General features: G+C 57.3%; 13 protein-coding genes, 1 tRNA gene, 1 pseudogene and 1 riboswitch. All 15 genes and pseudogenes read right to left on the reverse strand.

Features of this window, described 5'->3' with window-relative positions:
• Positions 1–86 (reverse strand): annotated as a pseudogene (locus VE092_RS20360) (DUF1153 domain-containing protein); the annotation flags it as partial.
• Positions 83–2,161, reverse strand: a complete 2,079-nt coding sequence (locus VE092_RS20365; protein WP_324879788.1) for a phage/plasmid primase, P4 family — start codon at positions 2,159–2,161, stop codon at positions 83–85. The pseudogene VE092_RS20360 and the gene VE092_RS20365, both read right to left, overlap by 4 nt.
• A gap of 108 nt (positions 2,162–2,269) precedes the next feature.
• Positions 2,270–2,464 (reverse strand): helix-turn-helix domain-containing protein, encoded by a 195-nt coding sequence (locus tag VE092_RS23180; RefSeq protein ID WP_081496490.1) that lies wholly within the window; start codon positions 2,462–2,464, stop codon positions 2,270–2,272.
• 430 nt (positions 2,465–2,894) lie between these two features.
• A complete protein-coding gene (locus tag VE092_RS20370) occupies positions 2,895–4,670 on the reverse strand; it encodes a phage/plasmid primase, P4 family (RefSeq protein ID WP_324879789.1) in 1,776 nt (591 codons plus the stop codon).
• Positions 4,667–4,879, reverse strand: coding sequence for a helix-turn-helix domain-containing protein (locus tag VE092_RS20375; RefSeq protein WP_324879790.1), 213 nt, complete (start codon positions 4,877–4,879; stop codon positions 4,667–4,669). The genes VE092_RS20370 and VE092_RS20375 overlap by 4 nt, the downstream gene beginning before the upstream one ends.
• Before the next feature lie 116 nt (positions 4,880–4,995).
• Positions 4,996–5,724, reverse strand: coding sequence for a DUF6387 family protein (locus VE092_RS20380; RefSeq protein WP_324879791.1), 729 nt, complete (start codon positions 5,722–5,724; stop codon positions 4,996–4,998).
• A gap of 154 nt (positions 5,725–5,878) precedes the next feature.
• Positions 5,879–5,954: transfer RNA gene (locus VE092_RS20385), tRNA-Lys, on the reverse strand.
• Positions 5,955–6,065: 111 nt separating this feature from the next.
• A complete protein-coding gene (ybgF, locus tag VE092_RS20390) occupies positions 6,066–6,821 on the reverse strand; it encodes a tol-pal system protein YbgF (protein ID WP_324879792.1) in 756 nt (251 codons plus the stop codon).
• A 5-nt stretch (positions 6,822–6,826) separates the two neighbouring features.
• A complete protein-coding gene (gene pal / locus VE092_RS20395; protein ID WP_008326545.1) occupies positions 6,827–7,345 on the reverse strand; it encodes a peptidoglycan-associated lipoprotein Pal in 519 nt (172 codons plus the stop codon).
• A gap of 43 nt (positions 7,346–7,388) precedes the next feature.
• Positions 7,389–8,675 carry a Tol-Pal system beta propeller repeat protein TolB gene (gene tolB, locus VE092_RS20400; protein WP_077237655.1) on the reverse strand — a complete coding sequence of 429 codons (1,287 nt, stop codon included), beginning with the start codon at positions 8,673–8,675 and terminating at the stop codon, positions 7,389–7,391.
• Between the two features lie 3 nt (positions 8,676–8,678).
• The gene (gene tolA, locus VE092_RS20405) at positions 8,679–9,659 is read right to left on the reverse strand and encodes a cell envelope integrity protein TolA (protein ID WP_324879793.1); all 981 of its coding nucleotides are present in this window, start codon (positions 9,657–9,659) and stop codon (positions 8,679–8,681) included.
• Between the two features lie 17 nt (positions 9,660–9,676).
• Positions 9,677–10,111 carry a biopolymer transporter ExbD gene (locus tag VE092_RS20410; RefSeq protein ID WP_324879794.1) on the reverse strand — a complete coding sequence of 145 codons (435 nt, stop codon included), beginning with the start codon at positions 10,109–10,111 and terminating at the stop codon, positions 9,677–9,679.
• Positions 10,111–10,812 carry a protein TolQ gene (gene tolQ / locus VE092_RS20415; RefSeq protein WP_324879795.1) on the reverse strand — a complete coding sequence of 234 codons (702 nt, stop codon included), beginning with the start codon at positions 10,810–10,812 and terminating at the stop codon, positions 10,111–10,113. Before tolQ ends, VE092_RS20410 begins: the two co-directional genes overlap by 1 nt.
• A gap of 211 nt (positions 10,813–11,023) precedes the next feature.
• Complete coding sequence (ybgC, locus tag VE092_RS20420; RefSeq protein ID WP_324879796.1) at positions 11,024–11,476, reverse strand: tol-pal system-associated acyl-CoA thioesterase; 453 nt, start codon at positions 11,474–11,476, stop codon at positions 11,024–11,026.
• Between the two features lie 186 nt (positions 11,477–11,662).
• A complete protein-coding gene (locus VE092_RS20425) occupies positions 11,663–12,415 on the reverse strand; it encodes an SDR family oxidoreductase (protein WP_324879797.1) in 753 nt (250 codons plus the stop codon).
• A gap of 221 nt (positions 12,416–12,636) precedes the next feature.
• Positions 12,637–12,736: riboswitch (ZMP/ZTP riboswitch) on the forward strand.
• Positions 12,737–12,870: the final 134 nt, after the last annotated feature.

Here is a 12,870-nt window from a genome sequence, read left to right on the forward strand (position 1 = left end):
GTCTTGCCCTGGATGATTTCCATCACCAGCGCCGCTTTGCGCTTGGCTGTCCAACGCTTGAATTCTTCGTCCATGACCTTGCTCATTTTGATTTCCTTTTAGGATTATCTACTGAGCAGGTTTTTAGTGGGTCATTACACAGAAGCCTTGGCAAGCTATTCGTTGCACCGATCAATCGAGCATATGGCCTGAAGGAAAAAGACGGCTCAAACTTGCGCTCCGCCTCAATTTCGTCCCCAGCCGTGATTTGCTTCAGGTAGCCATCGGAGATCGTTGCTTGGGCGCTCATCTCGGAGCTGATGTTCACCAGTTTTCCGAAAAGCTCAGCTCTGACGAACTTATCCTGTAGGCGTTCGATGGCAGCATTACTGATATTCGTAGACCCAACAAGTGCCTGCAGCACCGAAAGAACAAGCGACTTGCCATTGCCCCCAGCGCCGACGAGCCATAGGAACTTGTGCAACTTGGTGTCGGGGATCAAGCAATAGCCGATAAATTCCTGCAGCAGCCTGATCTTGCTCTCCTTATCGGTATCTGGTGCAAAGATTTCGTCTAGGGTTTGCAGCCAAAGAGCGCATTCCGCCTTCGGTAGAAATTCAATCTGCAGGGCGTTTGTCAATTTGTGATCTGGACTGTGCGGAAGCAACGCCCCCGAGATTGGTTCTAATGTCCCATTCTTCAGACATATCAGATTCGATCTCCTTTCGAACATCGCTGGGTCTGCGGCATGATTGGTTCTAATCAGTTCGAAGATCGTGTTTATCTTTCTTGGGGTTGCTGCGTCTCCAAGATAATTCAGGATTGGATTTCGCACCTCTAGGTCTTGCTTGAGAACCTTCCAATAACCTTCTGCATATGCAAGCATCTTGCTATCGAAGCAGGCAAGGTGACCTCCGAAGAGTTTCTGCCCCAGCTCTTTTGCCATCTGCATGGGAGATGGGTCTTGCTTCTTGCCCGATAAGCGTGGACTTGCGTGAACTGACTCTCCTTTATCTTCCAGAGCGTCTTCGCTGGGAGTCATCCAGGGGGTGTCTATCCATAGATCATTGCCAAGGTCAGCAAGCGTTTGGGATGTCCATCCATCACGCAGGGCATCGGCAAGATCATAGCCTTTGGGGAGATCACTTCCAGGCTTCGCTAGAAGCTTCAGGTCCATGATGGCCGCTACTTGAGCTCCGACTTCTGAAAGCAAGTCGTTAAGAGACTTGGCATAGGCGATGCCAGCTTCATCGTTGTCCGGAGCGATATAAACGGTGCGCCCTGCAAAAGGCATCAAATCGGTCTTTTCAGGCGACTTTGCTCCATTCAAGGTGGTGACTGCCACGAAGTCGGGGAAAAGGCTCTGGGCGGCATCTGCTGCCTTCTCTCCCTCTGTGAAAAGGACAGGTGCTTCAGGTCTTGTTGCTAGCTGGTCTAATCCGTATGCGGGGCGAGGCTCTGGCGGTGCTTTCAATTGCCAGGAGGGATGTCCGGTCTTATCTTTGCAGTATGTCTGTGGGAGATATGTCTTCCCCTCTGCAGTGTCAAACCGGTTCTGGAGGAACAAGATCTCACCGGCTGCATTACGGTAGGCCCAAGTAGCGGTCGGCTTCCCAAGACGTGCACCGAAGTAAATGGGCCGTCGTGTAAGTGCGTCCTCAGGTACTGGCATGATGGCGATGAATTCAGGCTGGTCTGTACGTTTTTTGAAATCGCCCTTCGCTACCCTAGCCGCAGCGATGGCTTCGGATCCCGATGCAATATGCTGCAAAATAAGGCGAGCGGCTTCAGTTTGGTTGATGCCTCCCTCCACGTACGCAACTAGGCTGATCAGGTCGGATCCGCTCTCGTTATTGGCCCCCGCAAAATCTTTCCAGACTCCGTTTTCTGTATTGATCGTAAAAGACCCAATGCTTCCGTCATTCCGAGTCGGATTTAATGCGGCGTATTGCTTGCCTCTGATTTCGCCATCGGGGATCCAGCGTTCGAAGATATCGTCCTGACATTCGAAGGCAAGCTCCTTGGTCAAGTCAAAATTAACTCCTCCTTCCATCGATGCGTCGAGGGTCAAAAGCTCCTTGGCACGGATTACGGGGTTTGTTTCTGCCGGTAGGAGATGTGTTTGTGACGGTGCTGCTGCGGGCGTTTTTTCGCCTTCTAATAATTGGTTAAAATATGTCATATATAGTTTTTATTGTTATGTGCTCCGCCAGAAATTCGTAGTTTCGGGCGGATTTTTTTTCGCCGATCTTCACCATGAAGAAGCGGCAAGCAGGGCATTTCTCTGTGCTTACTGCTCGAAGCGAGGGCGAAGCCTCGATACATCGAATCCACTGGCCTTGGCGACGATCTCTGCCTTATCCAAGTTCGGGATGTGATTGTTGCGGATCCACTTGCCAACTGTGCTTTTTGATACTCCAAGCTTTCGGCTAACCATGGTTGTTCCGCCCATGTTGTGTATGGCTTTTGCTGTATCTCCTCTCATTTTTATATTCCTTTCTTGTTATAAATTGGGGCTTTCTTGCTTACCCTATCAGTATGTTAACTTCGGTTTTGGAATGCGATCGGAAAATTAAAAAAATTTTCATGGGCTGCGATCACAGTGGTGTACGGAGCTCCACTCGGAAAGACTTCTTCCGGGAGTATTTCAGGATCTGCGATGTCAGACAGCAGGAAGTTTAAGCAGGTATCCTCCCTATCTTCCCTACGGTAACAGTCGTGGTTCACAGCTTATGGTGTATGGCGACCTGTATGTGCGGAATTTCGGATGCGACGTTCTGACCGTAAGGGGGAGGCTAGACGGTTTTGCGCAGACATCTTCCCTATCTTCCCTGCGGCCAGTTGGCAGGGTCTAACGAACTGCCCGAGTCTATCCGAACGCTCCCCACTTTTGAGGGTGGGGAGACTGACTTGGATTACATCACCTGAGCTGGCTGGCGATGTGTCGCTGGTAGGGTTGCGATATTGCTGGGGAAGTACTGTCGCCCTGCATCGCTGGGGCTGACCATCCAGACGGTTGAGCTGACCTTCCTTGAGCGGAAGCCCAGGCTGCTAAGCTCCCTACCAAGCGAAACCGAATTGCCCGGCGAGAATCCGTGTGATCTGCACCAGGTGCTGTATGCCGAGAACAGTTCTTGAGCCTTGATGCTACTGGGACCTTGCGATGGCACAAGGCATTCCTCGGCAAAGCTCCTGGCTGGTGATATCTCCGCACGATATGCTTGAATTTCCAGAGCAGATGATGGCGGAATCGAAAATCTGCCTTGTGCTCGCAGTGCCCGTGCACCGGCAACCGCCCAGGCAACAATTCCAGGCATTTCATCCTTGAGCTTCGTGAGCAACTGGGGATCTCGCTCGTGCTCGGAAAAATGACGGTTAAACGTCAACACCACCAACCGACGGAAGTAGCCTTCGGTGGTGTCGCTGCTATGAGGCATGTTGTTCGTCGCTACCATCAACCTGACGTAGGGCTTGAAATGCGAGGATGGCTTGTATTTCGCCGACGCTTCAATCGAGTCGCCGCCGATGATTGCCTTGAACTCACCATCCGATACATGACGTAGCTTCGGTAAGTCCGGGGACTGGTTCAGGAGCTTCTTATCCAGTGTGGCACGGACATCTGGATGCTTCAACCTGTGCAGCATAGCGCTGGTTGTGTTTGCCTCGCCAACCATGTGGCGTGCGATGTCCATCAATACAGACTTGCCGTTAGATCCTTCCCCTTTCAATATCAGCATGCACTGCTGGCTGCTGTCGGCGAGCAAGAGGCCGCCCATCCACTGCTGGATGAACTGTCGCTTTTGCAGCACGTCACTGTCGCCTTGCCAGATGCTATCCAGGAAGGCCATGAAGTTGGGGCATTGGCTACCCGAAACGTAGCTGTGCGGAATGCGGTTGAACAGATTGTTGCTGATGTCGTGTTCACCCAGTCGTCCGGTGGTGACGTCCAGCGTGCCATTGGCGAAGCAGATGTGGTTAGGGCTCGGCTGCACTTCAGCATCTGAAAGTTCGATGGCCAGGATCATCTTGCGGATAGCATTAGCCCTCGTGATAGTGGCGTCAGTATCCAGGTGCTTGATGATCAGATTCTGGATCTTCCTGGTATCAATAGGCTGATATGCACCCTCGTGAGGGGCATACATCTTATCTCCAGGTGCGACAAGTAAGCCGCTGCCAAACTCGCTGGCAACGACCGATCGAGCGAGGATGACGTCGCCGATATCCTTGTGTGCGCACTTCCACTGCAGAAGATCTTCTGGTGATTCTGCGATGCTGCCACCCGGCAACGGACAACCACCTGGTGGGCAAGTGGTGGCGCCGCTCTCTCGGATTTCCTCGCACGAAGGCGGTCGAGTAATGTCTGCGGCGGCAATGGCCGAGCCGAGCGTATCCAAGCCCTTCGATCTAGCGAAATCTTGGATACCCGCATACCTGCCGAGCTGTTTGGCCGCAGCAGCAACGAGTCCATGATTGGAGCAAGCAGCTTCAGATGAGCAGCAAGTGCGCAGGGTTCTGCACTTCAGCAACTGAAGTGGCAGAAGAGCGTGCTGGCGTACTCTGGCTCCAAGGGGCAGCCCTTGCTCTGCAAGTGTGGCTGCAGCGATGTCGAAGACTTTGGCAAAAGGATCCTGCTCACCATTGCTTGTAAGCAGGGTCACTTCTTCCAGTTCCACGGGCACGTTAGTGCTCATGCCGACTCTCCGCTTTGGGTAGAGCCAGAATGTGAGAAGGTATTTGCCTGAAGGAAAGCTTGCAAATCGCTCAGACGATATTTGGCGTACCGCCCTACTTTGACCACCGGCAAGGAATAGCGTCCGGTAGAGAACCAGACAGCGAGAGTTTGGGGTTTAACGCCGAGGTATTGCGCTGCTGCGGAACGGCTAAAAAGGTCAGATTGCATATTAGTCCTGTTGAAGGGCCGGCTAGGAATTAGCCGGACAGACGAGACTTTATGCGGTTGCCTTTTCTAAGTGGGGTGATCTTTTTCTGGATTTTTTCCCGCAGAAAAAGGGGGCTTCAGGATTCGGCTGCCAACGCTAGCTGGCGCAATGTGGTCATGGTGAAGGCAAAATTTGCAGCATCGCCGATTTCCCGTACCTTGTCTTTGGTCCCGGCGCCATCTGGATACAGCCATGTGGATAGTACCTGGTCAGATGGCCTCTTTTCTCCTCGCCGTCTGAACCACAAGATGAGATCTTGGTAGGGGAGGATCCGTTGTCTAGACCAAGATGCCAAGACCGTCTCTGTGATTTCGGCCTCCCGTTTGCGCTCGAATCGTTGGCGATTTGCTTGGATTTCTGCAGTCAAGTATTTTTCGAAGTCTCGTCTTATTTTGCTCTCGGACGCCCGAAGGTCGATGGTGACGTGCCGCTGCATCGAGAACCCATCGGCACCGATGTCTGTTAGCTTCTCATCACATTGAGTATGCCGATCTACTTCATCTTTTTCCATGTTGCCGATGAGTGCTTCGAGGATGGTCACGGTTTTTGCGATCGTCAGTGGATAGACCGAAGAGGGGGCTGCGTAGTTTGCATCGAAGCCGATGTCATGAAATGGGCCGGCACTGATCTCTGCAAAGTGAAGATCAAATAGTTCGTATTGCTCGCTGGCGATCAGTCCTTCCAGATAGATGCGATTGCCTATCTGTGTTTTCCAGCCATCGAAGTCAAGAGACTTGGTGCGGGAATAACGTTCCAGATGAAACCATGATGGGCAGGAAGGAGAGGGTTTGGAGGATCTAGGCATGGAATAAACTGCAGGGGCGAGTTCACTCAGATCTGCTGGGGAGAGAGGCGGCTAAATTGATCGAATTTGACCGCCATTGTAACCCCGGTGTAACCCCGTGCTTTTAGGCGCACAAAGAAAAAGGGCTCCAGCAAGCTGGAACCCTTTTATTTATTGGTGGGTCGTGCGGGACTCGAACCTGCGACCAACGGATTAAAAGTCCGCTGCTCTACCAACTGAGCTAACGACCCGAAAGACCGCTATTATAGGCAAACTCTATCGGCACTGTCAACACTGAGGCGGCACGATACGCCCGCCCGGCGATGATCGCCTGTCACGCCGCACCATCCCGTGGTGCGTGCTTACTTCAGTGAGGCCATCCGGTCCTTGCCGGTCTGGGCGGCAGGGGTGTTCGGATACTTGGCGATCAACTGCTCCAGGGTCTTCTTGGCGGCAGCCTTGTCCTTCAGCTCGGCCTGCGAACTGGCGATGTTGAGCAGGGCGTCAGCGGCCTTGGGGTTGTCCGGATAATTCTTCACCACCACCTGCTGCGCGGCAATGGCGCCCTTGTAGTCGCGCTGGGCGTACAGGGAATTGCCTTGCCAGTACTGCGCCGAAGGGGCGTAGCCGGATTGCGGATAGCGCTTGAGGAAGTCGGCGAAGGCATTGGCCGCTCCCTTGTAATCGCCGCCCTTGAATTGTGACAGGGCCGCATCATAGGCCTGCTGTTCGGACACGCCCACAGCCACGGTCTGGCCATCGACGTTCACCTGCTGGGGTTCCAGCTTGCGCAGGCGCGCGTCCAGATCGACGTAGAAATCCTTCTGTCGTTGCTGGGCGTTGGTAATCTCGTTGGTCAGGACCTCGATCTGGCCGCGCAGCGCGGCAATCTGCGATTGCAGGTTGTCGTTGCGGTCCGAGAGGGTCAGGACACTGTTCTTGTCGGCCTTGTTGGCGACATCGCGCTGCAGGGCTTCGATCTTGGCACGCATGTCCAGGATGGCCTTGCGCGCCTCGTCATCGTCAAACAGGCCGGCACGGGCGGTAAGCGGTAGGAAAGCCGTGGCGGCCAGTAAGGCCGCCACGGTCACCGATTTCAGTTTGAAAGCGGTATGCATGTCGATTATTGATAAGCGATGTCAGCGCGACGGTTCTCGGCGTAGGACGCTTCATCCTGGCCCAGTGCCTTGGGCTTTTCCTTGCCGAAGGAGACCGCTTCCACCTGTGCATCCGATACGCCCAGCAGGACCAGTGCCTTGCGGACGGCTTCGGCGCGCTTCTGACCCAGGGCCAGGTTGTACTCTGCGCCGCCGCGATCATCGGTGTTGCCCTGGATGATGACCTTGCGATCCTTGTGCGCCACCAGATACTTGGCGTGGTTCTCGATCACGGTACGGTATTCCGGCTTGACGGTGTAGCTGTCGTAGTCGAAGTACACGCTACGCTTGGCCAGCACGCCTTGCGGATCGTTCAGCGGATCGACCGAACCGGCGTTGACGGTGCCCACGGCGCGGGTGTCAGCGCCGTTGCTGGCGCCGTTCTGCACGGGAGCGTTAGCCTTGTCGTCCAGCTTGGTGGACGAGCAGGCGGCCAGCAGGACTGCACTGGAGACGATGAGGGCGAAGGTACTGATAGTGCGCATTTTGGATTTCTCCTTGTCGTGATGAAAGCAATATTGGATTTCTTTATTTCATGAACGGACCCCAGGTCGGTTCCCTGATATCACCGGCCTGCGTCGTGAGACGCTGTTTGATTCGGCCGTCGACGGAGACGACGGCCAGGGATCCGCGACGACCAGATTCCGTCGCGTACATGATGTATTTGCCGTTGGGCGCAAAGCTGGGCGATTGGTCACGGCTGCCGTCGGAGAGGCGGGTCTCCTGGCCATTGGTCAGGTCCAGCGCATAGAGCTGGAACAGGCCGTCGCGACGCGAGATGAAGGCCAGCGTCTTGCCGTCAGGCGAAATGCGCGGGCTGATGTTGTAGCTGCCGTTGAAGGTGACCCGTTGCGGCGAGCCGCCATCCAGGCCGACCTTGTACACCTGCGGGCCGCCGCTGCGGTCGCTGGTGAAATAGATGCTGCCGCCATCGGGCGAAAACTGCGGTTCCGTATCGATGCCGGCGCTGTTGGTCAGGCGGCGCAGGCCGGAGCCGTCGGCATTGATCACGTAGACCTGGGTCAGGCCGTCGCGGGTCAGGGCCACGGCCAGGCGCGAACCGTCCGGCGACCAGGCCGGGGCCGAGTTGCTGCCCTTGAAGTTGGCCACGATGGAGCGCTGGCGGGTCACCAGGTTCTGGATGTAGACCACCGGCTTCTTCATTTCGAAGGAGACATACGCGACCTTGGTGCCATCGGGCGACCAGGACGGCGAGATGATGGGCTCATTGGAGCGCAGCGCCACCTGGGTGCCTTCGCCATCGGCGTCTGCCACTTCCAGGCGATATTCGCTGCCGGACTTGGTCACGTAGGAAATGCGGGTGGAGAAGATGCCGGGGATGCCGGTCAGCTTCTGATAGATGTCATCGGCGATCTTGTGGGCGGTCAGGCGCAGCAGCTGCGGCTGGGCGCCGATGGAGAGCGCCGACAGCTGGCTCGACTGCACGGTGTCGAAGAGGCGATAACGCACGTCAAATCGGCCATCGGCCAGACGCGTGACGCTACCTACGGCCAGCGCATTGGCGCCGCGCTTCTGCCAGTCGCCATAGTTGATGGCGGAGGAATCGGAGAGGGCATCGCCATTGTCGATGAGCTTGAAGATGCCGCTGCGGGCCAGGTCGGCCTTGACCACCGAGGTGATCTGTTGCGGGGCCGATTCCTCGCCGGGGAAGGCGGTGATGGCGATCGGGATCTGCGAAGCACCCACGCCGGTGATCTCGAAGCGGATCTGCGCCTGCGAGGCCGGGGCGAAGGACAGGCCGGCCACCACGGCGGTGGCGGCGGCGATGCTGGTCAGGTAACGGGCTTTAATCATCGTTTACTGATCTTTCGGATAATGGGTGAAAGTGAAGCTGGACGGTACCTTGCCATCCTTGTCGGCCGGGAAGGGCTGCGACTTCATGATGGCCGTACGCACGGCTTCGTCGAAGCCCGGCACGCCTGAAGGTTTGTTCACACGCACCGTACGCACGGTCCCATCCGGGAACAATTCGACAGTGTACTCCCCGGCAGGGTTTCCGCTTACGCCGCTGTTATCGAACACAGTGTTGCTGCGGATCTTGGCGCGCAGCTTGTTGGCGTAGTCCGGGCTGCCCTTGGGACCTTGCGACTTCTCGGCCGTGCCGGTACCACCGGTGGCACTGGTGGCCTGGCCCATCATGCGCTTCAGGTCTTCCTGGCGACGCTGTTCGGCAGCCTTGGCGTCAGCCGCGGCCTGCTGCTGCTTCTTCTTGTCGGCAGCCTGCTTCTCGGCGTCGGCCTTCTTCTTGGCCTCTTCTTCCTTCTGTTTCTCTTCCTTCAGTTTCTTCTGCTTCTCGGCTTCCAGCTTTTCCTTCTTTTCGCGGTCGGCCTTGTCCTTTTCAGCCTGTTCCTTCTTCTCGCGCTCGGCCTTTTCCTTCTCGGCCTTGAGCTTGTCGGCCTTTTCCTGTTTCTCCAGCTTTTCCTGCTCTTCCTTGCGCTTCTTTTCCTTTTCCAGCGCGATATCGGGCTTCTCGACCTTGGGTTCGTCGATCACCTTGGGCGGGACAGGCTTGGGTTCGGGCTGGGGTTGCGGCTGCGGCTGCGGCTTTGGCGGCTCGACCACCGGCGCCGGTTCCGGCTGCGGCGGGGTAGGCAGAGGGGCGGCTTCCTTGTATTGCGGGTCCCAGATCTCGGCTTCCACCGTGAGCGGGGTCTCGCTCTGCCAGCGGATTCCGATCCAGAAGAACAGGAACAGGGCCACGTGCATCACCAGCGCCAGCGTGATGGCACGCCAGCGGCCCGGGGCCTTGGGGATGTTGTAGTGTGCGTTATCGCTCATATCGCTGGGGTATGCGCTTACTTGGTGGCCAGGCCGACCCGCGCGATGCCCTGTTTCTTCGCTTCCGAGATCACCTGGACCACTTCGTCATACTTGATTTCCTTGTCCGCCGAAATCATCACGGCCAGCTCGGGATTGTCTTCATGCAGCTTGCGCAGGCGTTCGGCCAGATCGGTCTTGCCGGTCACGGTCTCGGCCTTCTTGCCGCCGCTCTTGGGGCCGTTGATGCGGATCGTGGCCTGGGTGTTGGGCTTGAGGGCGATCTCGATGTAGTCCGACGGCGGCTGGGTTGACTTGCCGGCCGTGGGCAGGTTGATCACGCTGGGGTTGGTGATGGGCGTGGCCACCATGAAGATGATCAGCAGCACCAGCATCACATCGATGTAGGGCACGACGTTGATCTCGGACTTGAACTTGCGGGGACGGCCCCCGCGCATCGATGAGCCAGCCATTAGCGTGCCTGACGTTGCAAGATGTTGGAAAACTCTTCGATGAAGCTTTCGAAGCGGATCGCCAGGCGGTCGATATCGTGCGAGTAGCGGTTGTAGGCGACCACGGCCGGGATGGCGGCGAACAGGCCGATGGCGGTGGCGATCAGGGCTTCGGCGATGCCGGGGGCGACGGCCGCCAGGGTGGCCTGCTGCACGTTGGCCAGGCCACGGAAGGCGTTCATGATGCCCCAGACGGTGCCGAACAGACCGACATACGGGGAGACCGAGCCGACCGAAGCCAGGAAGGCCAGGTGCGATTCCAGGGCATCCATTTCGCGCTGGTAGGCTGCGCGCATGGCGCGGCGGGCGCCGTCCAGCAGCAGGCCGGGATCGACCGCACCGCCACGGGCCGTGACCGAGGCCTTGGCCTTGGTGAATTCACCCATGCCGGCCTGGAAGATGCGTTCCATGGCACCACCGCTACCGGCCTTGCGGCGGTTGGACAGGGCCTCCTGGTACAGCGCCGAGAGATTGCCACCGGACCAGAAGACGCGTTCGAATTCCTCGGTCTGCATGCGGGCGGCGCGGATGGTGAACATCTTGCGGAAGATGTAGGTCCAGCTGGTGATCGATGCGGTCAGCAGCAGCAGCATCACCAGTTGCACCAAAACGGACGCGTTTGCGATCAGTGAAATGAAGGACAGGTCTTGTGTGACGTTCATGGGGAAGGGTGGCGGCGTGGCAGCGGTGAATGGATGGTAAGTCGGCGGTTTGTATCTTTTGTTCAGTTATCGAATCGAATACATGAAACAAAAGACGGTCATTTTAGGTAGAAGGTTTCCGTTTCGGATATCGTCCCAAGCGGCAGGATGGCCTGGCCGGGCTGTTGGCTTCCCAGAACCATAAAGGTCTGGATGCGCTTTTCCGTTGACATCATGTGACATTCCTGATGCAGGTGAGCAATTCTTCGGGAATGGGACGTGGACGGAAAGTGGCTTCGTCTACGCATACGACGGTGATGCGGCCCCGCGCCAGCAGCGTCTGTTCCCCGTTGCAGGCGGTCTTGCCATCCCCCGACGGCAGGCGCCAGGCTTCCTGGGAAAATTCCATGGAAGCATTTCGAAGTTTTTCGACCACGACGGTCAGGCGGAGTTCATCGTCCAGGCGCGCTGGCGACAGATAGTCGACATTGGTGTTCCGCACCACGAAGATCGCCCCGGTGGTCCGGGCCAGGTGCTGTTGCTGGAAACCGAAGGAGCGCAGCCATTCCGTGCGGGCGCGCTCGAAGAACTTCAGGTAGTTGGCGTAGAAGACCACGCCTCCGGTGTCGGTATCTTCATAGTAGACCCGGATGTTCCAGTCGAATGGACTACTGGCGGCACTCATATGCTTCTTGTTATTGGGAAATCTGCTGTGGCAGCGGAAAAGGAGTCAATCGAACAATCGCATCAAATGTTGCCGCGAAGACAGGAATTGCGAAGGCCGCGTATCCTGCCTGGGGGAACGTGGCGAAAATGGCGTTCCTGCGGCGCCGGGGGCGCCTTCGGCAAAAACGCCATTTTACCCCATCCCTTACTGTTTGCGCTTGATGTTGAAGGGGCTGAAACCCTGACAGGTCGGCATCAGTTCCATGTAGTTGATGTTCACGTGCGCCGGCATGGTGGCGACCCAGAAGGCGGCTTCGGCGATATCTTCGGCCGTCAGCGGGGTGGTGCCTTCATAGACCTTGGCCGCAGCGCCATCGTCGCCCTTGAAGCGCACGTTGGAGAACTCAGTGCCGCCGCACAGGCCAGGGGCCAGGTTGGTGGCACGTACGCCAGTGCCGACCAGGTCGGCGCGCAGGTTCAGCGTGAACTGGTCCACGAAGGCCTTGGTGGCGCCGTACACGTTGCCGCCGGGGTAGGGGTAGGCACCGGCTACCGAGCCCAGGTTGATGATGGTGCCGCTGCCGCGCTTGACCATCTCGGGCAGCAGGGCGTGGGTGATGGTGACCAGTCCCTTGACGTTGGTATCGATCATGGTTTCCCAGTCCGACAGCGCCACTTCGTGGGCCGGCCCCAGTCCCAGTGCCAGGCCGGCATTGTTGATCAGGACGTCGATCTGCTTCCAGTCGCCGGAGAGGCTGGCCAGGCCGGTTTCGATGGACTGCTTGCTGGTCACGTCCAGCACCAGCGGCAGGACCTTGTCGGCGCCCAGTTCCTTGACCAGGTCATCCAGGCGCTCCTTGCGGCGACCGGCTGCGATCACCTTGTGACCGTTGCCGGCGAATTTGCGCGCCATGGCGGCGCCGAAGCCTGCGGTAGCTCCCGTAATCAACACGACCATCTCTTGATTCTCCTGTTGTGTGGCGTAAGAACCGGTGCCGGCGGGCGGGCAGGTGCAGCCTTGAGGCCGACGTTCCGGAAAGAAAACGAAATTGTAGCCCAAAGCGGCTTTTTACGAAGGACGGCTCGCTTTTCCGGGCTTGCGCGGCGCGAGCGAGGATGTTGCGAAGCAGCCATGCTTCTTGCCGAAATCGCCCCATTTCACTACAATGCGCTCACCATTTCGTCTCACGTGACTGGCGAAACGTCGGGTAAAACCGACCAAGATGGGGATCCATCGGGAAGCGTGAGATTTCAACAGCCGTGCGCCTGGGCAGCCGAATGGACAGTACGACTGAGGCTGCCCGCAATCCCCCGTATTTTCTGGCCCTCATTCGATTTTGGAAGTCGAGCATCAGGCATGCCTTCGCGCATCCGGTGACCCGATCTTCGGCCGCACCTCATCAATTTGGAGAA

The sequence above is a fragment of the Herbaspirillum sp. genome (genome assembly GCF_035644555.1).
Lineage (GTDB): Bacteria > Pseudomonadota > Gammaproteobacteria > Burkholderiales > Burkholderiaceae_D > Herbaspirillum.

What these genes read in the sequence shown, in the direction of transcription:
- VE092_RS20365 (WP_324879788.1), bottom strand. Translation starts at nt 2,161, where the DNA reads ATGACATATTTTAACCAATTATTAGAAGGCGAAAAAACGCCCGCAGCA.
- VE092_RS23180 (WP_081496490.1), bottom strand. Translation starts at nt 2,464, where the DNA reads ATGAGAGGAGATACAGCAAAAGCCATACACAACATGGGCGGAACAACC.
- VE092_RS20370 (WP_324879789.1), bottom strand. Translation starts at nt 4,670, where the DNA reads ATGAGCACTAACGTGCCCGTGGAACTGGAAGAAGTGACCCTGCTTACA.
- VE092_RS20375 (WP_324879790.1), bottom strand. Translation starts at nt 4,879, where the DNA reads ATGCAATCTGACCTTTTTAGCCGTTCCGCAGCAGCGCAATACCTCGGC.
- VE092_RS20380 (WP_324879791.1), bottom strand. Translation starts at nt 5,724, where the DNA reads ATGCCTAGATCCTCCAAACCCTCTCCTTCCTGCCCATCATGGTTTCAT.
- ybgF (WP_324879792.1), bottom strand. Translation starts at nt 6,821, where the DNA reads ATGCATACCGCTTTCAAACTGAAATCGGTGACCGTGGCGGCCTTACTG.
- pal (WP_008326545.1), bottom strand. Translation starts at nt 7,345, where the DNA reads ATGCGCACTATCAGTACCTTCGCCCTCATCGTCTCCAGTGCAGTCCTG.
- tolB (WP_077237655.1), bottom strand. Translation starts at nt 8,675, where the DNA reads ATGATTAAAGCCCGTTACCTGACCAGCATCGCCGCCGCCACCGCCGTG.
- tolA (WP_324879793.1), bottom strand. Translation starts at nt 9,659, where the DNA reads ATGAGCGATAACGCACACTACAACATCCCCAAGGCCCCGGGCCGCTGG.
- VE092_RS20410 (WP_324879794.1), bottom strand. Translation starts at nt 10,111, where the DNA reads ATGGCTGGCTCATCGATGCGCGGGGGCCGTCCCCGCAAGTTCAAGTCC.
- tolQ (WP_324879795.1), bottom strand. Translation starts at nt 10,812, where the DNA reads ATGAACGTCACACAAGACCTGTCCTTCATTTCACTGATCGCAAACGCG.
- ybgC (WP_324879796.1), bottom strand. Translation starts at nt 11,476, where the DNA reads ATGAGTGCCGCCAGTAGTCCATTCGACTGGAACATCCGGGTCTACTAT.
- VE092_RS20425 (WP_324879797.1), bottom strand. Translation starts at nt 12,415, where the DNA reads ATGGTCGTGTTGATTACGGGAGCTACCGCAGGCTTCGGCGCCGCCATG.